Source organism: Amycolatopsis sp. La24 (genome assembly GCF_029087445.1).
GTDB classification, from domain to species: Bacteria; Actinomycetota; Actinomycetes; order Mycobacteriales; family Pseudonocardiaceae; genus Amycolatopsis; species Amycolatopsis nivea.
Window position 1 is genome coordinate 282,319 of the sequence record NZ_JARACH010000003.1, and the last position, 21,889, is coordinate 304,207.

The 21,889-nt window shown below is 69.9% G+C and carries 17 protein-coding genes; 9 read left to right on the forward strand and 8 right to left on the reverse strand.

Features of this window, described 5'->3' with window-relative positions; all coding sequences use genetic code 11:
* The first annotated feature begins 31 nt into the window (after window positions 1-31).
* Genes PUT80_RS06560 through PUT80_RS06570 form a run of 3 tightly spaced genes read left to right on the forward strand, consistent with a single transcriptional unit; the run spans window position 32 to window position 6,008 of the window.
* A complete protein-coding gene (locus PUT80_RS06560) occupies window positions 32-3,760 on the forward strand; it encodes a serine/threonine-protein kinase (RefSeq protein ID WP_275291384.1) in 3,729 nt (1,242 codons plus the stop codon).
* Window positions 3,757-5,037 carry a hypothetical protein gene (locus PUT80_RS06565; protein WP_275291385.1) on the forward strand — a complete coding sequence of 427 codons (1,281 nt, stop codon included), beginning with the start codon at window positions 3,757-3,759 and terminating at the stop codon, window positions 5,035-5,037. The genes PUT80_RS06560 and PUT80_RS06565 overlap by 4 nt, the downstream gene beginning before the upstream one ends.
* On the forward strand, window positions 5,034-6,008 hold the full coding sequence (locus PUT80_RS06570; RefSeq protein ID WP_275291386.1) for an alpha/beta hydrolase: 975 nt from the start codon (window positions 5,034-5,036) through the stop codon (window positions 6,006-6,008). The genes PUT80_RS06565 and PUT80_RS06570 overlap by 4 nt, the downstream gene beginning before the upstream one ends.
* 45 nt (window positions 6,009-6,053) lie before the next feature.
* Here the strand turns inward: PUT80_RS06570 and PUT80_RS06575 are convergent, their stop codons facing one another.
* Window positions 6,054-7,490, reverse strand: a complete 1,437-nt coding sequence (locus PUT80_RS06575) for an aldehyde dehydrogenase family protein (protein ID WP_037817773.1) — start codon at window positions 7,488-7,490, stop codon at window positions 6,054-6,056.
* Window positions 7,491-7,631: 141 nt separating this feature from the next.
* Here PUT80_RS06575 and PUT80_RS06580 point away from each other — a divergent pair, with 141 nt between their 5' ends.
* Together PUT80_RS06580 and PUT80_RS06585 are read left to right on the forward strand one after the other, a co-directional pair.
* Window positions 7,632-9,071, forward strand: coding sequence for a GMC family oxidoreductase N-terminal domain-containing protein (locus PUT80_RS06580; protein WP_275291387.1), 1,440 nt, complete (start codon window positions 7,632-7,634; stop codon window positions 9,069-9,071).
* 30 nt (window positions 9,072-9,101) lie between these two features.
* Entirely contained in the window at window positions 9,102-10,577 is a 1,476-nt protein-coding gene (locus PUT80_RS06585) for a hypothetical protein (RefSeq protein WP_275291388.1), read from the forward strand.
* A 24-nt stretch (window positions 10,578-10,601) separates the two neighbouring features.
* On the opposite strand, the gene PUT80_RS06590 is transcribed toward PUT80_RS06585, so the two are convergent.
* The 3 genes from PUT80_RS06590 to PUT80_RS06600 are packed head-to-tail and all read right to left on the reverse strand — an operon-like array spanning window position 10,602 to window position 14,886.
* Window positions 10,602-12,212, reverse strand: coding sequence for an amidohydrolase (locus PUT80_RS06590; RefSeq protein ID WP_275291389.1), 1,611 nt, complete (start codon window positions 12,210-12,212; stop codon window positions 10,602-10,604).
* 3 nt (window positions 12,213-12,215) lie between these two features.
* On the reverse strand, window positions 12,216-13,004 hold the full coding sequence (locus tag PUT80_RS06595; protein ID WP_134664934.1) for a molybdenum cofactor biosynthesis F family protein: 789 nt from the start codon (window positions 13,002-13,004) through the stop codon (window positions 12,216-12,218).
* A 10-nt stretch (window positions 13,005-13,014) separates the two neighbouring features.
* A complete protein-coding gene (locus PUT80_RS06600) occupies window positions 13,015-14,886 on the reverse strand; it encodes a primary-amine oxidase (RefSeq protein ID WP_275291390.1) in 1,872 nt (623 codons plus the stop codon).
* Between the two features lie 142 nt (window positions 14,887-15,028).
* Here PUT80_RS06600 and PUT80_RS06605 point away from each other — a divergent pair, with 142 nt between their 5' ends.
* Together PUT80_RS06605 and PUT80_RS06610 are read left to right on the forward strand one after the other, a co-directional pair.
* Window positions 15,029-15,745 (forward strand): SDR family oxidoreductase, encoded by a 717-nt coding sequence (locus PUT80_RS06605; protein WP_238604660.1) that lies wholly within the window; start codon window positions 15,029-15,031, stop codon window positions 15,743-15,745.
* A gap of 15 nt (window positions 15,746-15,760) precedes the next feature.
* Window positions 15,761-16,564, forward strand: a complete 804-nt coding sequence (locus tag PUT80_RS06610) for an SDR family oxidoreductase (protein WP_275291391.1) — start codon at window positions 15,761-15,763, stop codon at window positions 16,562-16,564.
* Window positions 16,565-16,704: 140 nt separating this feature from the next.
* Here the strand turns inward: PUT80_RS06610 and PUT80_RS06615 are convergent, their stop codons facing one another.
* Window positions 16,705-17,391 carry a TetR/AcrR family transcriptional regulator gene (locus PUT80_RS06615; protein ID WP_275291392.1) on the reverse strand — a complete coding sequence of 229 codons (687 nt, stop codon included), beginning with the start codon at window positions 17,389-17,391 and terminating at the stop codon, window positions 16,705-16,707.
* A 70-nt stretch (window positions 17,392-17,461) separates the two neighbouring features.
* Here PUT80_RS06615 and PUT80_RS06620 point away from each other — a divergent pair, with 70 nt between their 5' ends.
* Entirely contained in the window at window positions 17,462-18,217 is a 756-nt protein-coding gene (locus PUT80_RS06620; RefSeq protein WP_037817784.1) for an SDR family oxidoreductase, read from the forward strand.
* Between the two features lie 23 nt (window positions 18,218-18,240).
* Window positions 18,241-18,570: a nuclear transport factor 2 family protein gene (locus PUT80_RS06625; protein ID WP_134664930.1), complete on the forward strand. Its 330-nt coding sequence runs from the start codon at window positions 18,241-18,243 to the stop codon at window positions 18,568-18,570.
* Window positions 18,571-18,616: 46 nt separating this feature from the next.
* Here PUT80_RS06625 and PUT80_RS06630 read toward each other — a convergent pair whose 3' ends face one another.
* The 3 genes from PUT80_RS06630 to PUT80_RS06640 are packed head-to-tail and all read right to left on the reverse strand — an operon-like array spanning window position 18,617 to window position 21,874.
* A complete protein-coding gene (locus PUT80_RS06630; RefSeq protein WP_275291393.1) occupies window positions 18,617-19,312 on the reverse strand; it encodes an ATP-binding cassette domain-containing protein in 696 nt (231 codons plus the stop codon).
* Complete coding sequence (locus PUT80_RS06635; RefSeq protein ID WP_134728861.1) at window positions 19,309-21,027, reverse strand: ATP-binding cassette domain-containing protein; 1,719 nt, start codon at window positions 21,025-21,027, stop codon at window positions 19,309-19,311. Before PUT80_RS06635 ends, PUT80_RS06630 begins: the two co-directional genes overlap by 4 nt.
* On the reverse strand, window positions 21,014-21,874 hold the full coding sequence (locus PUT80_RS06640; protein ID WP_037817791.1) for a branched-chain amino acid ABC transporter permease: 861 nt from the start codon (window positions 21,872-21,874) through the stop codon (window positions 21,014-21,016). Before PUT80_RS06640 ends, PUT80_RS06635 begins: the two co-directional genes overlap by 14 nt.
* Between the last annotated feature and the right edge of the window lie 15 nt (window positions 21,875-21,889).

Here is a 21,889-nt window from a genome sequence, read left to right on the forward strand (position 1 = left end):
CGGAGGCCGTTCCCGGGTAAGGTTTTACCTCGTGGCCGCTGATCTGGGGTGGAATACGGGGCAGACGCGCATCCACGCTGCCGACGGCCGCCTCCTCGGCGCCGGCGTGCTGATCGGCGGCCGGTACGTCCTGACCTGCTCCCGGGCGGCCCGTGACGAAACCGCTTTCCGGGTCGAGTCGGCGGGTTCCGCGGCGCTGGCCGGGCTGGTCCCGCCGCTCGCGGGCGCGCGCGGCGACCTGGCGCTGCTCGAACTGGACACTCCGGTGATCGGCGGCGCGGCACTCCGGCGGAAGGTCGGATCCGGGCGGGAAGTCCGGATCCACAGCCTTCCGCTCCGCCTCGGCTACGGCATTTGGGTGCGTGCCACCACCGGTGCGGCGGACGGCGAACGGGTGCCGCTCACTCTGCTGGAGGGCGGCGTCGACCCGGACCTGTCCGGCTGTCCGGCGTTCGACCGCACCACCGGGCGGCTGCTCGGCATCGTGGTGGTCGACACCGCGGTGCGGCTGGTTCCGGCGGACACCGTGCTGGCGTACTTCCCGCAGCTGCGCGAATGGGTGACCGACGATTCGGTGATCGAGGACCGGCTCGACGAACTCCTCGTCCGCACCGGCAGCCGGCCCGCGCCCGGGGACCTCCGGGTCTCGCTGCCGAAAGCGACGCCGCCGGACCCGTTCGACGCCGTGCTGCCCGACGCGGCACTGCCGGAACGGCACCGGTTCTGCGGGGAATGCGGCAATCCGGTGGGCCGCGGCGAGGCCGGGCGGCCTGGCCGGGTGCGCGGCTACTGCGTGCGCTGCGGTACGCCGTTCACCTTCCTGCCGACGCTGGAACAGGGCACGGTCGTCGCCGGCCGGTACCGGGTGCTCGGCTGCATCGCGCACGGCGGGTTCAGCTGGATCTACCTCGCCCGCGACGAGGCCGAGGGCGGCCGGTTCGTGGTGCTCAAAACCCTGGTCGGCGAACGGGACCGCGGCGGCGCGCTGGCCGCCGCGCAGTCCGCCGTCGTCCCGCAGTTGCTGGAACTGGACCATCCGAACGTCGTCCGCACCCTCGCGCACGTCGAACACCCGGACCCGGAAACCGGCAGGCCCAGTGGGTATCTGGTGATGGAGTACGTGCGCGGCATTTCGCTGCGGTCGGTCCTCCAGCGCGCGAAGCGGCTGCGTCCGGAGCATGTCGCCGCATACGGGCTGCAGCTGCTCGAGGCGGTCGGGTACCTGCACGCTCGGGGATTGCTGTACGTCGATGTGAAGCCGGACAACGTGTTGCAGGACGGCGATCGGATCACGCTCGTCGACCTCGGCTCTGTGCGGCGGCAGGACGACCGGGACAGCGCGATCGTCGGCACGCCGGGCTACCAGCCGCCGCGGTCCGAGCTGGACCGGGAAGGCATCAGCGTCCGGTCGGATCTCTACTCGGTCGGCCGCACCCTCGAGGAACTGCTGCGGGAGTGTTCCGGGTCGTACGGCGGTCTTGGCCGGGAAATGCTTCAGGTGCTGATCGACCGGGCCACCGCACGTTACGAGGACCGGTTCGTCACCGCCTACGACATGGCCGAACAACTGCGCGGGGTGCTGCGGCAGCTGCTCAGCCAGCGCACGCGCGTGCCGCGTCCGGTCGTGTCGCGGGTGTTCGCCGAACCTCGCGAGCTCGCCGCGGCGGGGCTCGGGGTTCCGGAGTGGGAAGCCTGGGGGCCGGAACCGCCGTTGCGCGCCGACGATCGCCTTCGGGACGACGACGTCCGGGCTGCCTTGCCCATGGCTCTCTTCACCGCATCCGAGGAAGTCTCGGCGGCCTGGCGCAGCGCTGCGATCCTGCTGGACGCGGGCTCGCTGGACGACGCCGAGAACCAGTACCGGGAGTGCGCGCGGCTGGTGCCGGGCGAGCTGGCACCGTTGCTGGCGCTGGGTTTCTGCGCCGAACTGCGAGGGTTGGCGGCGGCCGCGGCGCGCTACTACGAAGCGGTGTGGGTGTGCGACCGGTCCATGGTCGCGGCGGCGTTCGGGCTTGCCCGGATCCGGCTCGGGCAGGGTGATCGGGTCGGTGCCGCCGCGGTTCTGGACGAAGTACCCGCGGCGTCGGGCTTGACGGCTCGGATCGGCGCGGTGCGGGCGCTCGCCGCGCTCGTGCCAGGTGAGACGGAACTGCCGAGCCTCGACGAAGCCGCTGCCGCGTGGGTTCGACTCGGCGAGCTGAACCTGGACGAGGACGCGCAGAGCCGGCTCACCGCGGTGGTCGGGGAAACGCTGCTGCGGCTGGCCGCCGAGAATCCCGCAGCTGCCACCCGGTTTCCTGACTTGCGCCAGGTGAAGCACGACCTCGCGCAGGTCTATTGGGAGCAGGCGAACCGGGCGTGGCCAGCGCTGCGGGACCATGCGGGGCGGGTGCGCGGCCTCGAGGTGCCGCGACCGGTCTCGGCCGCACAGCCGAAAGTCGTGGTGCACTACCCCCGTTACCTGCCGTCGCGCACCTCCAGCACGACCGTGAAGGTGACGGTCACGGCTGGCTCCGGCGGCGGTCCGATGCGGCTGTTCGTGCGGGAATCGCCGGGGTGCGTGGTGTACCGGGTCAGCCAGCTGGCTCCGCGAGAGTTGCATAAACCCCTGCCGCAGCGGCGAATCAGCGAGGAAGGCCTCGATCTCGGGCAGTGGACGCCAGGGGAAACCAGGGAGTACGCGCTGAGCTTGCTCGTGCCGTCGGGGTTGGCGATCGAGCGGGACCATCAGCTGGTCGCGATGTGGGCGCAGCAGGGCTCGGTGCAGTCGGAGGCGGAGACCGTTTCCGTGCGGCTGACCGATGATCCGGCGCATCTGGCCCAGGCACCGGTCGGTCCGCACCTGGGCCTGGGGGCTGCCGTGGATGCCGCGCTTTCCGCGTACCGCAACGGAAACCTGAGTGCCACGCTGGACGCGCTGGGTTCGGCGGTGGCGTTGGCGACCGCGCAGGGCAACGAGGCGGTGCTGGGCCGGTTGCGGTTGCTGGTGGACGTCGTCGACGCGGAGAGCGGGCTGGTCATCCTGCACGGACCGCTGGCTGGGGAAGAGTTTCTTTCGGAGCGGATTTCGGTGACGTTGCCGCCGCCGGTCACTGCTGATGCCGCGAAGCCCGTTGAGGACATCCAGCTCGAAGGGCCGCAAGCACAGGTTTACGGCACGGTGCTCAGCGCGCGGGTCGACTCGCGCCGGATTGATTCGCGCCGGGTCGATTCCCGGCGCGTCGACTCGCGTCGGGTGGATTCCCGGCGCGTGGATTCCCGCCGGGCGGATTCGCGGCCCGCTACCTGGCGCACCGGCCGGACCGGGTATCCGGTGCCGGGCGAGGTTTCGGGGCTGCCGCCGTTCTCCTCCCGGCGGGTGCTCTGGGCGGGCAGACGGCCGCCGGACGCGACACCGCCGGACGACGGCCCGCCGCCGGGACCGGGCCTGCTGGAGGCGACCGTCGAATGCCGGTCTGACGATCCGGTGGTCGTCGGGCGGGCGGTGCGGGTCGCGGTTTCGGTGCGGCGCAAGGAACCCGCGAGCGCGCCGGCCGGCGTCGTGCGCGTCCGGGTGCTGCTCGACGCCGCGCCCGGGGCGGCCCAGCCGATGTCGCGGGTCGGCTGGATCACCGGCGACCGGCTGCGCGAGCCGGCGGAGTTCGACGTCGTCCCGGTCGCGCCGGGGCCGCTGCGGCTGGTGTTCCGGATCTACCGTGAGCACGACGCCCAGCTGCTCCTGGAAATCGCGGCCGCGCTGCCGGTGGAGGTGCCGTCATGACCCGCCAGCTGAGCGCCGAGGTGACCGTCGACAACACCGCCGGGCTGAGCCGCGTCGCGGTGCCGCCGTACAACCGGGCGCGGACGGTCAACCTGCGGTTCCTCGAGTTCCCCGGGGTGCCGGGGCTTCTCGTGCAAGCGTGGGGCAGCGCGTTCCCGGAGGACGGCGGCGGCGGGTACCAGGGCCGGATCGCGCACAGCCTCGGCGAGCTGAACTCCCGGATCGACATCCTCCGCGAAACCTGGCAGCGGCACGTCGTGGACGTCGCCGAACGGACCGAGCGCGGGCCGCGCCGCCACCCGTTCGCCGACGACTGGGACCTGTCGCAGCGACCGGAACTGTTGCGCCGCGCCGGTTTCGCCCTCGCGGACGCCGGCTATCTGATGTACCGGCTGCTGTTCGCCGGTCCGGATCGCGGGCTGCAGCGGATCCGGGCGCTGCTCGAACTGGCGCTCGCGGAGGGCGAGAACGTGATCAGCATCGAATCGGACAGCCTGATCGTGCCGTGGGGCATGCTGTACACCTCGCCGCGGCGGCCGGACGAGTACCCGGACGACGAGAACTGGTCGCTCGCCGGGTTCTGGGGCTACCGGCACGTCGTGGAGCACACCTTCTCCCGGGTCGACGACTTCGACGCGCGGATCACCGTGGACGGCGGCAAACCGGTCGTGGGGCTCAACGTCGACCACGGCGTGGACCGGCAATTCCCGGAGACGCCCTACATCGCGCCGGTGGTCGACTTCTTCCACGGCCGCGCCGAAGTCGTGCTGCGACCGGACAAGAAAACGCTCGCCGCGCATTTCCGCAGCCGCGATTTCGCCGACCACGTCACGTATTTCGGCTGCCACGGCAAGGTAAGCGGGTCCGGCGGGCTGATCGAACAACCGTATCTGAAACTCGGCGACGGCGAACGGATCTACGGCACCGATCTGACCGCGTGGCTGGAGGAAGCGCCGCTGCCGACGAAGCCGTTCGTGTACGTCGGGGCGTGCCAGGGCGGACAGGTGACGTCGGCGTTCTACTCGGCCTTCGGCAAAGCGTTGCTGGGCAACGGCGGACGCTGCCTGATCGGCCCGCAGATCGACCTGCCGCCCGCGTTCGCGTGCGAGTATTCGCGGCGGTTGTTCACCGAATTCATCGATACGGGCGCGAAACTGGGGGACATCGTGCGCTCGCTGGCGCGCGCGTTCGCCGACGAACACCACAATCCGCTCGGGCTGATGTTTTCGCTGTACCGCGGGATCGACGTGCATCTGTGGCAGGAAGGGCGACCGTGACCGAACCGGTGATCCTTGACCTCGACGAGCACGGCGATTTCGTGGATCCGGAAACCGGCGAACCGGTGCCCGCCGAGGCGGTGCCGCGTTTTCTGGCCCGGTGGCTGGAGGTTCCGGCGACGGCGACCGACATCGTCGTGTTCGTGCACGGCTGGCAGAACAACCGGGAGACGGCGGACCGGCGGGCGCGGCAGTTCTTCGGGCTGCTGGAGGAACGGCACGCGGCTGGGTCTTACGAAGGACTCGGTGCGTGGCAAGGGTTTTACGTCATGGTGCGGTGGCCGTCGATGAGCAACCCGTTCCTGACCGGGTACCGGCGGATCCGCGACCGGGCGCATGCGATGACCACCGACGGGCGGGCCGCGGAGGCGCTCGGCCAATTGCTCGGATATCTGAACGCGGAACGTCAATTTCCGGGCAGCGCGCCGAGTTTGCGGACCGTCACCGGGCAGTATCTGCATTGCGTCGGCCATTCCTTCGGCGGCCGGTTCGTCGTGGAAGCGGTGCAGGCCGCGGCGGGCGACGGTCCGCCGGTTCTCGGGTGGGATCGGGCTGACCCGCGTTATCCGTACACTGTGGACACTCTGCTGGTGTTCCAGATGGCGGCGCGGCCGGACATCTTCACGAACCGGTTCGCTCCGGTGCTGCGTGCCGCGCCGATCAACGGGCCGGTCGTGCTGACCAGGTCCCGGTTTGACCGGGCGACCGGGTTGTGGCACCGGTTGGCGGAGGGCGTGCGTGGGATCGGGAACGTCGGGGTGAAAGCTCCGGCCGACGAGGTCGCGAACACGGTGCTGCACAAGGTATCGGCGGAGTATTCACGGTCCGAAATGGACCGGCGGATCGTCAACGTCGAGTCGGGGTGGCGGTTCCGGCGCGGGCGGTGGTGGAATCCAGCCGGGGCGCATTCGGACATCTGGTACCCGGAGTCGGCGCATTTGCTGCTGTCGCTGGCCGAACTGGCCCGCTGAACGGGGCTCGGCAGTCCGAGGCAGACCGCCGAGCCCCAAAAGCGTTCAGTAGCCGTAGTGCAGCCAAACGGCCTTGGTCTCGGTGTACGCGTCCAGCGCCCACGGACCCATTTCGCGGCCCCAGCCCGACGCTTTGTACCCACCCCACGGGGCGGCCATGTCCGGGATCGGCGGCATGTTCACGAACACCGCGCCCGCGCGAATGCCGTCCGCATAGCGTTGCGCGGTACGGATGTCGCGGGTCCACACGGTCGCGGCGAGGCCGTACTGCGTGTCGTTCGCGCGCGCGACCAGCTCGTCCGGGTCGTCGTACGGCGTCACCGCCAGCACCGGGCCGAAGATCTCCTCGCGCATGATCGTCATCGAGTCGGTGACGCCCGCGAAGAGCGTCGGCTGGTAGAAGTAGCCGTCGCGGTCGACTTCCGAGCCGCCGGTGATCAGGTCCGCGCCTTCGGAACGGCCGGTCGCCACCAGGTTCGCGACGTGCCTGCGGTGCTTGTCCGACACGAGCGGCCCGACCTGGGTCGTCTCCTCCAAACCGGGGCCGACCTGCAGGCCCGCCAGCCCGGCGGCCATCTTCTCCACGAACTCCTGTTCGCGCTTGCGGTCGACGTAGAACCGCGTGTACGCCGCGCAGACCTGCCCGGTGTTCAGCGTCGCGCCGGCGAGGTTGCCCGCGACGGCGGCGTCCAGGTCGGCGTCGGCGGCGATGATGCTCGGGGCCTTGCCGCCGAGTTCGAGGGTGAGCCGCTTGAGGTTGGACTCCGCGCTCGCCGCGGTGATCAGCTTCCCGACCGCGGTGGAACCGGTGTAGGAAACGTGGTCGACGTCGTGGTGCGAACTCAGCAGCGCGCCCACCGGGCCGTCGCCGGTGACCAGGTTGACGACGCCCGCTGGGATACCAGCCTGCTCCGCCAGCTGTACCAGCCGGATGCTGGTCAGCGGCGTGACCTCGCTCGGCTTGATCACCACGGTGTTTCCGGTGGCGAGCGCGGGCGCGAGCTTCCACACGAGGATCATCAGCGGGAAGTTCCACGGCGTGATCAGCGCGTTCACGCCGACCGGCTCGCGGCGCGTGTAGTGCAGGGTGTCCGGGAACGAAACCGGGTTCGTGGTGCCCTGGATTTTCGTCACCCAGCCGGCGAAGTACCGCAGGTGCTCGGCCGCGCCGGTGACGCTCACCTGGCGCGAGATGCCGATCGGCTGGCCCTGGTCGCGGGTTTCCAGCGCGGCGAGTTCCTCGTGGTGCTCGTCGACGAGGTCGGCGAGGCGGAACAGCAGTTTCGCGCGCTGCACCGGCGCCAGCCCGGCCCACTCCGGCGAGGTCAGCGCGCGGCGCGCGGCGGCGACCGCGGCGTCGACGTCGGCCCGCGTCGCCGTCCCGACGTCTTCGAGAACCGTGCCGGTGGCCGGATCGCGGGTCGGGATGGGCTCCCCGCCGGCCTCGGTCCACTGACCGTCGATGAACAGGCGTGTCGCCATGGTGCTCCCTAGTCCCGGTCTTCTGGTCGCTCCCGAGTATCGGCGCGCGGCGGGCGGGCGGTCTTGTCCGCGAGGGCACGCCCGTTGTCGGCGAGTGAAGACAATTCCGGGCGCGGCCGGGGGACCGGCCAGGATCAGGACATGGACGTGATCGTGGTGGGTGCGGGTTCGGCGGGCTCGGTGGTGTGCCGGCGGCTGGTCGACGCGGGCGCGAAGGTGACGCTGCTGGAGGCGGGCGGACCGGACACGAACGCGGCGATCCACGACCCGTCGCGCGCGGCGGAACTGTGGCACGCCGCCGAGGACTGGGACTACTACACGGTGCCGCAGCCGCACGCCGGGAACCGCAGGCTGCACCTGCCGCGCGGCAAGGTGCTGGGCGGCTCGCATTCGCTGAACGCGATGATCTGGGTCCGCGGCGCGGCGGCGGACTACGACGGCTGGGCGCTGCCTGGCTGGACCTGGGACGACGTGCGCCCGGTGTACGAGCGGATCGAACGCGACCTGCTCGACCTCGAACAGCACGATCCACTGCAGCCGATCCAGCAGTCCATTGTGGACGCAGCGCAGGAGATCGGCCTGCCGTTCAACGACAATTACAACGGCGGCACCCTCGACGGCGTCTCCGTGCAGCAGGTCACCATGTCCGGCGGACGGCGGCGCAACACCTGGCTCTGCTACGCCGAACCGGTCGCCGGCCAGATGACCGTCCACACTGGCGCGCTGGTGCATCGCGTGATTTTCGAGGGCGACCGCTGCATCGGCGTGCTGGCGGAGATCGACGGCAAACTGGAGTCGCTGTTCGCCGACCAGGTCGTGCTCGCCGCTGGCGCCCTCGCGTCCCCGGCGATCCTGCTGCGCAGCGGAATCGGCCCGGCTGACGACGTCGCCGCGCTGGGCTTGGACGTTGTGGCGGATCTGCCAGGGGTCGGCGAGAACCTGCACGATCACCTGCTGTCGCCGGTCATCTTCGCCACCGACCGGCGCGCGGTCGCGCCGCCGCAGACCGGGCTTTCGGTGACGCAGACGCATCTGTTCTGGCGCAGCCGCCCGGGCCTGGCGGTGCCGGACACGCAGCCGATCCACTTCAGCGTGCCGATGTACGAACCGTGGATGACCGGGCCAGCGACCGGGTTCTCGCTGATGGCGGGCATGATCACGCCGCAAAGCCGGGGAACGCTGCGGCTGCGCAGCACGGATCCGGCCGAGATGCCGCTGATCGACCTGGCCGCGCTGGCGCACCCGGCGGACTTCGAGAGCCTGGTCGCGTCGGTGGAACAGTGCCGGTTGATCGGCGGCGCCCCGGCACTGGCCGAGGAATGGGGCGCGCGGGAGCTGTACCCGGGACCGGCAGATATCCGGGAGTACGTCCGGCGAACGGCGATCACGTATCACCACCAGGTGGGCACGTGCCGGATGGGGACCGACGAGCTGGCGGTGACGGACCCGACGCTGGCGGTGCGCGGAGTGTCCGGGCTGAGGGTCGCGGACGCTTCGGTGCTGCCGCGGGTGATCAGCGGGAACACGAACGCACCCGCGGTGCTGATGGGGGAGCGGGTGGCGGAGTTTCTGCTGGCGTAAATCGCGCGCGGGCGTCGGTAGGCTCGTTGCGTGGATGATCTTCTCGCCGCCGACCATTCGAAGCTCGACGTTTTGGCTGCCGGCCCGTCTTCGGAACGGGCCGCGTTGGCTGTGCGCGCGGGCGAGCTGTACCCGGCGGCGAACGACGACCAGCGGCGACACCTCCATTACCTGCTGTACCTGCTCGGGACGGACAGCGATCCGGTCCTGCTCGATCTGCTGACCCAGCTCCGCACGGCCCGGCTGCTCGAGGACGTGGTGCGGCGAGGCCTGCCGGTGCCCGAACCCGTGCTGGATCAGCTGATCAAGGAGCTGGGATATCAGCCGCCGGTCATCGACGCGGCGGGGTTGTCCGGTGCCCGGCGGCGGGCGAAAGCGCTCGGTGCGCTGCTGAAGGACGACGATCTGTGCGGCCGGGCGGCGCTCGCACTGGCCCGGATCGGCGCGCGCGAATGGACGGTGCCGATCGCCCGGCGGCTTTTCGCGTCCGCCGGGCTCATGCACACCTTCTTGGCGGTCGCGCTGGAGGAAATGGGCGACCCGGCCGCCGTCCCGGTGCTGCTCGACTGGCTGGCGAACGGCCCGGAGCAGCCTGCCTGGGACGTCCACCGGGCACTGGTCCGGCTCACCGGACGGTCTCCGTTGCTGCCCGCGCCCGACGATATCCGCCGGGTTTGGGCCGCGCTCGACCACACCGCCGGGCCAGTCCCCGAGGTGCGCGACGTGGCCCCCGATTCTCCTTCCGCACTGCGGTTTTCCGTCGACGAAGGCCGGGCCCGGGTGCGCGTCGAGTTCGACGCGCCGTCGCCGGGACCGACGTGGCCGCGCTGGGATCAGACGCTGTACATCGGGGATCGGGCGCGTTTTGGCGTCGGCTCCGGGTGCGAGACCTGCGAAACCACGCTGCACCTGCTCGGCTTCGGTCCCGCCGAAGCGCTGGCCGGCGCCGACCAGGTACGGGAAGTCCTCGCTGGGCCGCGGGAACTCACCACCGCGACAGTGCGCGCGCTGGAACCGCTGCTGCAGGAGCTGGAGACTGGGCACTACCGGATGCTCTTGGCCGATCTGCCGCTGGAACGAGTGCGGACGGCGGAGCAGTCGTGGTGGTGGCTGCGCAGAACCGAGACGCGCAGTGCGTGGGAGGGGGACCCCGACTGGCCGGGCATCGAGCATTTCCAAGTCCCGCGGGCGATTCCCGGCGAGATGCCGGCGTACGGCAGCGTGGTTCCGTCGCAACCGCTGAACGCGCTGGACCCGGTGACCGTCGGCCGGTACGCCGAAGCCATCGCCCGCGGCGGGCGGCCGGCGGCGTTGCTGCTGGCCTGGGCGGAGGACAGGTACATCAGCGCCGAGTGGCCGGAACGGTTCGTGCTGGGCGTCGTCCTTGACGGACACCACCGGCTGGCCGCCTACGCCGCGGCAGGCGTACCCGCGCGCTTGTTGCTGCTGGTGCAAGGGGAGAGCGGCGAGACGGTGGAGGACTTTGTGCGTGGTTATCCCGGTTAGGACCGGGACAACCACGCACGAGCCCTAGTCCCGCGCGAAAACCCGCTTCCCCCCGAACCACGTCTCCCGCACCGTGATCCCGGCCAGTTCGTTTGCCGGGGTCTTGAACGGATCCTGGTCCAGCACCACGAAATCCGCCGACTTCCCCGGCGTCAGCGACCCCGTCACGTCGTCCAGTCCGCATGCGCGGGCTGAGTTCAGCGTGAACACCTGGATCGCCTCGGCCAGCGTGATCGCCTGCTCCGGCCACAGGCTCCCCGGGTGCTTGCCGTACGGGTCCTGCCGCGTGATCAGGCCCTCGATGCCTTCCCAGGCGTTCGGGGATTCGCTCACCGGCCAGTCCGAACCTCCGGCGACGAGTGCGCCGGTGTCCAGCAGTGTCCGGTTCGGCTGCATGCGCGCCGCGCGTTCGGCGGGGATCACCTGGGCGATGGCGTCCGGGATCACGCCGGGCACCCAGAGGAACGGCGAGATGTCCGCCGACACGTTGAGCGTCGCGAACCGCTCCAGGTCGTCCGGGTGGATGAATTGTCCGTGCGCCACTTGGATTTTCGTCGTGTAGTCGCCGCGGGCGCGGAGGTTTCCGGCAGCGTCCAAAGTGGCCCGGACGGCAGCGTCGCCGGCGCAGTGGATCTTCGCCGACAGCCCGGCCGAGACGGCGACATCCAGCCATTTCGCGAGTTCCTCCGGCGGCATCGTGGTGTCGCCGCAGAAGCACTCGTGGTGCAGGTACGGCTCGAGGAACGCCGCGGTGTGCGCGGGCGGGGTGCCGTCGAGGAAGATCTTCACGAAGTCCGGCCGGTGGTGCTCGCTGCGGTACGCCGCGGCCCGGTCGAGCAGTGGTTCGCCGATCGGGTCCGCGCCGAAGATCGGGTCGTTGACCAGCATCGACGACACCACCCACGCGGCCAGTTCGCCCGCGTCGTCCAGCGTCTTCAGCGCGGCGAGGATGTCGAGGGTGGCCCCGGCGTCCTGGAACGCGGTGATGCCGTAAGAGTGCAGGATCGCGATCGCCCGTCGCGACGCTTCGGCGTGTTGTTCGGCGGTGAGCGTGCGCGTGTCCCGCATCGCCCGCTCCACCGCCAAGCCCGCGGTCTCGATCAGCAGACCGGTCGGCGCGCCGCTGTCGAGGTCGCGGTGGATCGTCCCGCCGGTCGGGTCAGGTGTGGCCGCGGTGATCCCGGCCAGTTCGAGCGCCCGGCTGCTCGCCCACCGGTTGTGCCTGCTGTCCTCGATCAGCACCACCGGACGGCCGCCCGCCGCCTCGTCCAGTGCCCGCCGCACGGACTCGTGGCCGAGTTCGGGGGCCAAAGTGGACGGCCAGGCGCCGCCGACGACCCATTCGTCCGGACCGAGCCCGGCCGACCATTCCCTGACCGCGGCGAGGATTTCGTCCAGGCCCGCGCCGCTTTCCAGGCGCAGCTCGAACAATTCCCGGCCGGCGAGGGCGTGGTGGCTGTGCACGTCCACGAAACCTGGCAGCACGAACGCGCCGCCGAGATCGACGACCTCGGTGTCCGGACCGGCCTCGGCGGTGCTCACCCGGCCGTTCTCCACCGCGAGCGAGGCCGCCCACGGCCGATCTTCGTCCACTGTGTACACAGTGGCGTTGGTGAGGAGCAGTTCAGGCGCCACGGGTCACTGTCCAGCGGGGTCGTAGTCCGGCGAATAAACAGTGTTGCTGAGCAGCCGGCCGTACGCGCCGAAGGTGAAGTGCGTCGGCGACTTGCCGTCCTCGCCCAGTCCGAACAGCGAACCGTGCGACCGCAGTTCCCGCACGTTCCGGTGGTCGGCCACGGTCACCGACGCGCACGGGATGACCTTCTCGCGCCAGGTGAACACGTAGATCCCGGGCCGGATCTGGTAGACGGAATTCTCGTCGGTGTCGGCGAGACCGCGCTCCGGGCCGGAAAGGCACTGCCAGGTGTACCAGTGCGGGGTGAGGTAAACGTGCTCGTACGCGTGCTCTTCGCTGTAGACCCACTGCACGCGGCGGCCGATCAGCGCGGTGCTGGGCGCGATTTCCTCGCCGTGCGCCTCGCGGCCCTGGATGGTCGCAGGACGGAACCTTTGCGTCACCCGGGGAAGTCCGTCGCCGATCGTGCTCGTGACGACTAGTGCGCGGCCCTGGCGCACGTCCAGCAGCAGGCTGTACGAGGTTTCCGCGCCGGGGTGGAACTGCACGTAGAACAGTCCGGCGTCGACGAGGAACGTCTCGGAAGCGGTCTCGCCGGTGGCGCCGTCCTCGTTCCACGACGCGCGGCCGCCGGTGAAGCTGATCGAGAACGTGCCGCCGTCGGCACAGTCCAAAGTGAACGACTGGTTGTCGAGATCGTCCACAGTGGCCGCTTTGTTGGCGTCGAAGCCGGGGGCGAGCCCGTCGAGCGGGAGCCAGGTGGAGGTGTCGGACAGATTGGTCGCGGGCATGGAGCCTTCCTCAGTGTTCGCAGTGGCCGTGGGCGGCCGAGGGCAGGTCGAGTGCCGGGTTCCGGTCGCAGAACCCGTAGGGGCGCACCATGAATCCGGAGTAGTCGACCGGCATGACCGGCCAGTCCTCCGGACGCGGGATGTGCGTGGGGCCGAAGACGTGCCACAGCACGACGTCGGTGTCGCTGACGGAGCGGTCGGCCGCGGTCCACGCGGGCAGACCGGCTCCGCCCGGGTGCGCGTTGGGGCGGTCGCCCGCCGGGAAGCGTTCGTCGGGCGCGTAGGGCGTGACCCACAGGTGGTTCGTGGCGAACGTCGCGCGCTGGTACACCGTCGATTCCGGTTGTGCCATCAGGGTTGCCGACGGCCGCGGCACGAGCTGGTACGCGGTCGGCGCGCCGAGCCGGTTGGTGTGCTCGGTGCTGCGGACTTCCCACACCCGCGCGGTCGCCGGGTTCGCGTGCCGCTTCGCTTCCTGTTCGGTGCGCAGTTCCGTGGCCTTCCAGGTGAAGGCGTTGCCATACGGGTTCTTTTCGCCGACCGGAATGCCGACAGCGTCCACTTCGTACACCGAGTTGCGCTGACCGTCGACGGCGAAGTCGAGCCGCGCGCAGAACAGGTGCTGGTGCACCGGCGCGAACAGGCCGGGCGCGATCTCGGACGCGTGCGGACTCGCGGACCCCGGCTCGCCCGCGCCGGAGAAGACGATCCCGGTCGCCTTGGCTTCGCATTCGATGGTGCCGTCGAGGTAGAGATACCAGAAGAAGCCGTAGTCGTAATTGCCGATGGTGGAGATCGACGAGATCACCAGCCGGCGCGAACGGCGGACCTCGGCCTTGCCGTCCAGATCCGTGTGCTTCCACAGGATCCCGTAGTCCTCCTCGTGCATGCAGATCGCGTTCGGCACGCGCACCGGCTGGCCGTGGTCGTCGGCGAGGAAGGCGTCGAAGTAGTGGATCACGCCGAGGCAGTCGCAGCCGAGGCGCAGGCTGTTGCCGTTCTTGCCGAGCAGGTATTCGCCGGCGTCGAAGTAGCTGATCCAGAACCGGCCGATTGACGTATCACCGTAGGGAACAACCATCTCAGGCACCGACGCGCGGTACAGCACCGAGCGGTCCTGGAAGGTCAGCTGGTGCAGGGTCAATCCCTCGCGCGCGTTGAACCCGACGCGCAGCTGCCAGCCCTCCCACGTCACGAGCGAGCCGTCGACCTGGAAGCTCGGGCCTTCCGGCTGGGTGATCTCGATGGGCTTGAGCGTCGTGCGCGCGGGGTGGTGCCCGTACCGGCCGGAGTCCTCCGGGACCGGGGTGTCGCCCTCGTCCTCGACCCGCAGGACGCGCTGTTCGGTCAGGTTGAGGTGCGCGACCAGGCCCTCGACCGGATGCGCCCACGGGCTGTCGGTGTCGTCCTCGCGCAGGAAGGTGAGCGAACGGATGACCCGGCCGGTCTCGTCCTCGCGGCCGAAATAGCCGGGGGCGAGCGGCGCGCAGAACGCGTGCTCGATGCGGTCGCCGAGGCCGCGGCGCTCCATGGCCGCCCGCCATTCCGGCGAGGCCTTCGTGACGGCCTCGGCCAGGTCGTACTCCTCGAAGAGATACGGGGGCTGGCCCTCGCCGCACTTCTCGTGGCTGACCAGCTCACCGGCGGTCACCGACACGACCGCGTCGGCCGATTCGCCGGTCGCGGTGTCGAGCAGGGTGAACTGGATCCGGCGGTTGGCCGGGGCGCCCGCCAGCACGGCGGCCTTGTCCGGCTCCACCGGGAGGACCTGCGGAAACCGCGTCGTCTCGGTGATCATCCCCTGTGCCTCCAGCACGGCCCGGCCTGCGGCGAGCTCGTCGGCGGTCAGCGGGTCAAGGGGGTGCGGGTGTGCGTTGCTCATGGTGTCCCTTCGCGCTCCTCGCCGCAGTGTTCGCGGTGCCCCGGGGACAGCGGTAGCCGGGACCCGGGGGTCGTGCGGTCGCTGACAACAAGGATGCACTCGTTGCCAATCCCCGCAGGCGCCGTTGCTGCAGGATTGCCGGATGCGACTCGACCTCGACGGCAAGGCCGTGCTGATCACCGGAGCCGCGTCCGGGATCGGGCTGGCCTGCGCGCGGGCGTTCCTGGACGAGGGCGCGCGGGTCGGGATCCTCGACCGGGTCCGGCCGCCGTCGCTGCCGGGGGACGTCGTCGCGGCGCGGGCGGACATCACCGACGAGGACCAGGTGGCCGCGGGCGTGCGGCTCGTGGCGGAGTCGTTCGGCGGGATTGACGTGGTAGTCGGCTGCGCTGGGATATCAGGACCGGTCGGACGGCCGCTCTCCGAGACCAGCGCGGCGGACTTCACCTCGGTGATGGCGGTGAACGTGCTGGGCCAGTTCCTGGTCGCGAAACACGCTCGGCCGTGGCTGGCGGACGGGAGCTCGATCGTCTTCCTGGCCAGCGATTCGGCCTTCGTGTGCGCGCCGGGGATGGTGCCCTACTGCGCGTCGAAGGGCGCGGTGGTGTCGTTGACGCGGGCGTTGTCGGTCGAGTTCGGCGGCGTCCGGGTCAACTGCGTGTGCCCGTCGGTGGTGGACACGCCGATGGCGCGAGGGGATTTGGGGGACCTGCTGGACGAACCGGGGTTCCCGGTCCAGGCGGCCGGGGAGGTCGCCCAGCAGGTGGTGTATCTGGCTTCCGCGCTGGCGCGGACGGTGAACGGACAGGCCTTGCTCGCCGACTTCGGCTATTCGGCTCGGTCTGGGTTTCCTGCTTGAAAGGGAGAAATGACGATGGCAGACACGCGGGTCGTGGCGATTACCGGCGGAGGGACGGGCATTGGGGCTGCGGTTGCTCGGCGGTACGCCGGCGAAGGCGCACAGGTCGTGGTTCTGGGCCGGCGGCGCGAGCCGCTGGAGAAGGTCGCTGCGGAGACTGGCGCGCACGTGATCGCCGGCGACGCCAGCGTCCGGGAGGACGCGGAGGCGGCGATCGCGGAAATCGTCGAAAAGTTCGGGCGGCTGGACGTGATCGTGGCCAATGCCGGCGGGCACGGGCTGTCTTCGGTGGTGGACACCGGCGACGAGGAATGGGAGATCGCGCTTCGGTCCAATTTGTCCAGTGCGTTCGTGTTCTGCCGCGCTGCGTTGCCCTCTCTCGTGAAGAGCGGCGGCCAGGTCGTCATCGTTTCTTCGCTGGCCGGGTTGTTCGCCGGGCCCAATGTCGCCGGGTACACGGTGGCGAAGCACGCGCTGATCGGGCTGACCCGGTCTATCGCTCGGGATTACGGGCCGCGCGGGGTGCGGGCCAACGCGGTGTGCCCGGGCTGGGTGCGGACGCCGATGGCGGACGGGGAGATGGAACAGTTCGCCGAGGCGGCCGGGTTCGACGGCGGGCACGACGAGGGGTACCGGCGGGTGACCGCCGAGGTGCCGCTGCGGCGTCCGGCCGAACCGGAGGAAATCGCTTCCATCGTGCGGTTCCTGGGCTCGTCGGAGTCCTCGTACATCACCGGGGCCGTGCTGGTCGCGGACGGCGGGGCGCACGCGGTCGACTTGCCCACCTTGGCCTTTGAGCGCGCCGGGATGGGGTCGTAGAGCCGCTGGGGTTGGGCGGCACCGCTGACGTGCTGCCCGACTGAGGTACGTGAGGGGAACCCTGACGGAATCAGATTCCCTCAGGGTTCCCCTCACGTACCTCAGCGCAGGCAACGCCGCATCCGTTCGCGACGGCCGGGTCAGCTTGATTCCGCCAGGGTCCGCAGCCATTTCGTGAGCAGCTGGGTTTCCGTCGCGCCCAGAATCTCCGGGTTCGCCGCGGCGTGCTCCAGCACGCGGTGGATTTCGGCGGGCCGGTCTCCGGCCGCCGAGGTGCCGGTGATCGCGGCGATCGCGCCTTCCCGCACCGCCACGGACAGCGGGCGGTCTTCCTCGGCGAGGATGATCTGCCGCAGCGTGACGCCGATGTTCGCCACCAGGATGTGCGCGGCCGCCTGGTCCGGCGGGACCGTCAGGCGGCCCTGGTCGGCCGCCGCCTTGGTCAGGGCGCGCAGCATCGCGCTGGGGCGTTCTTGCGCTTCGGGGGCGTGGCCGGGGTGCACCTGGCCGTACATGAGCGTGTAGAAGCCGGGGTTCGCGATTCCGAACGCGACGTGGGCGTCCCAGCCGTCGCGCAGGTCCTGGATCGGGTCGCCGGACGGCTCGTGCGCGCCCTTCTCCGCGAGGTACAGGTCGAAGCCGCGCTCGACGACCGCGTCCAGCAGGCCCTGTTTGCTGCCGAAGAAGTGGTACAGCGTCGGCATTTTCACCCCGGCTTGGGCACAGATCGCGCGCAGCGAGATGTCCTCGCCCGGCGTCGCGGCGACCTGTTCGGCGGCGGCGTCCAGGAGCCGGGTCCGTGTATCCGCGTTCGCAATCTGTGTCACACCGCTATGGTAGCCGCTATTGCACTGCTACAGTGATACATATCAGCGATAAAGAGATGGAGGGGTCCTCATGACCGACCACACCCTCAAGGGCAAGAACGTCCTGGTCGCCGCCGGGGCGAAGAACCTGGGCGGGCTCATCAGCAGGCAGGCCGCCGAGGCCGGCGCGAACGTGGCGATCCACTACAACTCCGAGTCGACCCGGCCGCAGGCGGAGGAGACGCTCGCCGCGGTCGAGGCGGCGGGCGGCAAGGGCGTCGTGCTCACCGGCGACCTCACCGTCCCGGCGAACGTGGAGAAGCTGTTCGCCGACGCGGAGGCCGCGCTCGGGAAGATCGACGTCGCGGTCAACACGGTGGGCAAGGTGCTGCGCAAGCCGATCACCGAGACCACCGAGGACGAGTACGACTCTATGTTCGACATCAACTCGAAGGCGGCCTACTTCTTCATCAAGGAAGCGGGCAAGAACGTCGCCGACGGCGGCAAGATCATCACGATCGTGACCAGCCTGCTCGCGGCGTTCACCGACGGGTACTCGACCTACGCGGGCGGCAAGAGCCCGGTCGAGCACTTCACCCGCGCCGCGGCCAAGGAATTCGCCCCGCGCGGGATCTCGGTCACCGCGGTCGGGCCCGGCCCGATGGACACGCCGTTCTTCTACGGCCAGGAAACCCCGGAACGGGTGGAATTCCACAAGTCGCAGGCGATGGGCGGGCAGCTGACGAAGATCGAGGACATCGCCCCGATCGTGTCGTTCCTCGCGACGTCCGGCTGGTGGATCACCGGGCAGACTATCTTCGCCAACGGCGGCTACACCACCCGCTGAGCAACGACAGCAAGGGAAACGCCATGTCCGAAGTGGAGATTCCGGAACCGGTGGCGTCGTTCGTCGACGCGGTGAACCGGCACGACGACGCCGCGTTCCTGGACGCGTTCACCGAAAAGGGCGTCGTGGACGACTGGGGCCGGTCGTTCGCCGGGCGCGCCGAGATCAAGGGGTGGAGCGACGTCGAGTTCATCGGCTCGCGCGGCGTCCTGACCCCGGAGGAGGTCACGGTCTCCGGCGGCACCGTCACCGTTGTCGGGGATTGGCGCAGCAATCACGCCAACGGACGGTCGAAGTTCGTCTTCGCCGTCGAGGGGGACCGGATCGCCAAGATGACCATCCGGGAAGGCTGACCGGCCGGGGCGTGGGCGTCCCACCGCGGAACGCCCACGCTCCGGGTCAGTTGGTGCCCAGATACGCCTGGTGCAGCGTGTCCGGCTGGTCCAGCAGGGGCTGCGACTCCCCGGCGTAGGTGACCCTGCCGGACGAAACGACCACGGCTTCCTGCGCGACTTTCAGCGCCAGGTGGGTGAACTGTTCCACCAGGAGGATCGCCGCGCCCGCGTTGGCGAATTCGGTGACTGCCGGGAGAAGCCGGGTGAAGACGGCCGGGGCCAGGCCGAGCGACATCTCGTCGATGAGCAGGAACTTCGGTTTCGCGGCGAAGGCCCGGCCCAGCACCACCATCTGCTGCTCGCCGCCGGACAGCAGTGCGGCGGGCGAGTTCTTGCGTTTCTCCAATTCCGGGAACAGGGCGAGGACTTCTTCCACGCCGGCCGGGGTTTTGGCGGTCAGGCGCAGGTTTTCCAGGACAGTCAGGCTGGCGAACACCGCCCGTCCCTGTTCCACGTGCGCCAGTCCGAGCCGCGCTCTGGCCACCCGCGAATGTTTCGTGACATCGGTATGTCCAATGTGGATCGCCCCGGACGCCGCCGGGATCACGCCGGACAGGGCTCCCAGCAGGCTGGTCTTGCCCGCCCCGTTCGGGCCGACCAACGCGGTGATCTTGCCCGGTTCCAGTGTCATTCCGACGTCGGCGATGACTGGGCCCGCGCCGCGCGCGACGGTCAGGTTCTCGATTCGCAGCGTGCTCACAGCATCTCCGTTTCGCCAAGGTAGGCCTTCAGAACCGCCGGATCCGCCAGCACTTCCGCCTGCGGGCCGCTCGCCAGCACCTCGCCGAAGTCGAGCACGGTCAGCGTGTCGCAGACCGACCGGACCAGGTCCAGGTCGTGTTCGATGATCAGCACCGAGACGCCGAACCGGGCCGGGACCTGCCGCAGGCGTTCGCCGAACGCGACGTGTTCCTCGTGCGGGAGACCCGCCGCCGGTTCGTCGAGGAGCAGCACCTGGGGCTTGGCCATGAGGTGGCCGACGACTTCGACCAGCCGGCGCGCGCCCACGTCGACCCGGTCCAGCGGCGTCGCGGCCGGCGGGCAGCCGAAGAACTCCAGCGCGGCAGCGACTTCGGCGGCATCCGGGCGTCGGCGGGCGACGAAGCGGACGTATGCCTCGATGGTCAGGCCCGCGGGGACTCGGTCTTGTTGGAAGGTTCGGCGCAGGCCGGAGCGGGCTCGTTGCGTCGGATTGCCGGTGAGCGGACGGTCGGCCAGTTCGACGGTTCCTTCCGCTTGCGGTAGGAAGCCGCTGATGGCGTCGACCAAAGTGGACTTTCCCGCGCCGTTCGGGCCGATGACGCCTAGGACTCCGCCCTTCGGTACGGCCAAGTCCACTCCGGACAGTGCCTTCACTTGTCCGAAGGTGACACTCAGGCCCCGGACCACCAGTACCGGCTCGCCGGGCGGCAGCCGCGGAGGTTCTTCGCCCAGCGCAGTGATTTGAACCCCAGCGCTTGCCCTCGAGCGACGCCGCCACAGCTCGCGGATCGCGGTGCCGAGGTTGCCGCGTCCGGCCAGCGCCTGGATGCCCAGGAGACCGAAGATCACGTAGCCCCAGTCTTGCGGGACTCCCCATCGCTTCAGCAGCTCCGGCACCGCGACCCACAGGACCGCGCCGAACACTGCCATATCAATCAAGTGCGCACCGGACATGATCGCCAGCACGTACAACGCCAGTGACTGCAGCGGGGCGAAGCTGGTCGGGAACGCGAACCCGACCTGTGCGGTCAGCAGGCCGCCGCTGATGCCGCCCAGAGTGGCGCTGACCGCGAAGGCCGACAGCTTGGCCGTACGAACGCTGGCGCCTGCCGCCGCGGTACCGCGCTCGGAGAACGCCACCGCGGCCCAGCTGCTGCCCCACGGACCGCGCCGGAGGAAGTGCACGAGCAAGGCGCAGACGATCAGGACGATGATGCACATGAGGAAGTACGCGTTGTCGTCGGCCACAAAGGACGGACGGTCCACCGAGACGCCGTCCGTGGTGCCGGGGAACTGGATTTCCACCAGGGTGACGTCGGCGGCCGCGGCCAGGCCGAGCGTCACCACCGCCAGGTTGATCCCGCGCAGGCGCAGCGCCGGGAGTCCGATGAGGACACCGACGACACCGGCGGCGAGACCGCCCAGCAGCAGCCAGAAGAAGAAGCCGCCGGGGGCACCGGCTTTGTTCAACGCGGAGACGACCCACGCGCCGATCGCGCCGAAGGTCAGCTGGCACAAGGAAATCATTCCGGCGCTGCCGGTGACGACACCTAAGCCGAGCAAGGCGATCGCGGCTACGACGACGCTGACGCCGAGGTAGGCGAAGTAGCCGTTGAGACCGACGGTCAGGCCGATTCCGACCAGCACCGCGACCACCGCGACGACCAGTGGGGTTCCGAAGCGGGACACTGCGCCCCGGTCAGCGAGCTGCATCCCACACCTCCTTGCGCTGAGACCACACGAGCAGGCCGACGATGGCCAGGAACGGGACGAAATTCCGCACTACCGAAAGCTGGTCGACCTGCGCGAGCGCGCCCTGCAGCATGCCGAGAACGAGTCCGCCGACGACGGCGAGGTCCAGCCTGCGGAACCCGCCGAGCAGGGCCGCCGCGGCCGCGGGCACGACCAGCATGGACAGCGAGGTGGCATCGTTCGATTGGGACGGCGCGACGATCACGATGATGACCGTGCTGATCAGCCCGGTGGCGCCCCACACGGCGGCACTGAGACGTTTCGCGGGGATACCTAACAGCTCAGCTGTCGTCGGGCGTTCCGACAAAGCACGCAGTGAGATACCAACGGGCGTCTTTGTCAGGATCAGCCGCGCGGCGAAGGCGATCACCACCGCCAGCACGACGGTCACGACCGTCACCTGGCTGATCACCACCCCGCCGACGGTGAACGCCGGGCCGGCCAGCAACGCCTGGAACGGCTGCGGTTTGTTGCCGAACAGGATGAACGACAACGAGATCAACAGCAGCAGCACCGCGACAGTGACCGCCGAGCGGGTGCCGGTGCCTGCTTCGGCGAGCCACGTCGAGACGACCCAGCCGATCAGCACGCTCAGCACTCCGCCCAGCAGCACGCCGAGCACCACCGCCAGCCACTCCGGCAGTCCGCCGTGGACGGACAGCGCCACCCCGACGTAACTGCCGAACATGCCGGTCGCCGCCTGCGCGAAGTTGACGACCCGGACCAGCCGCGACATCAGCGTCAGGCACACCGCCAGCACCGCGTAAAGCCCGCCGGCGGCGAGCCCGGCCAGCGCTCCCTGCACCATTGCAGTCTCCTCTTT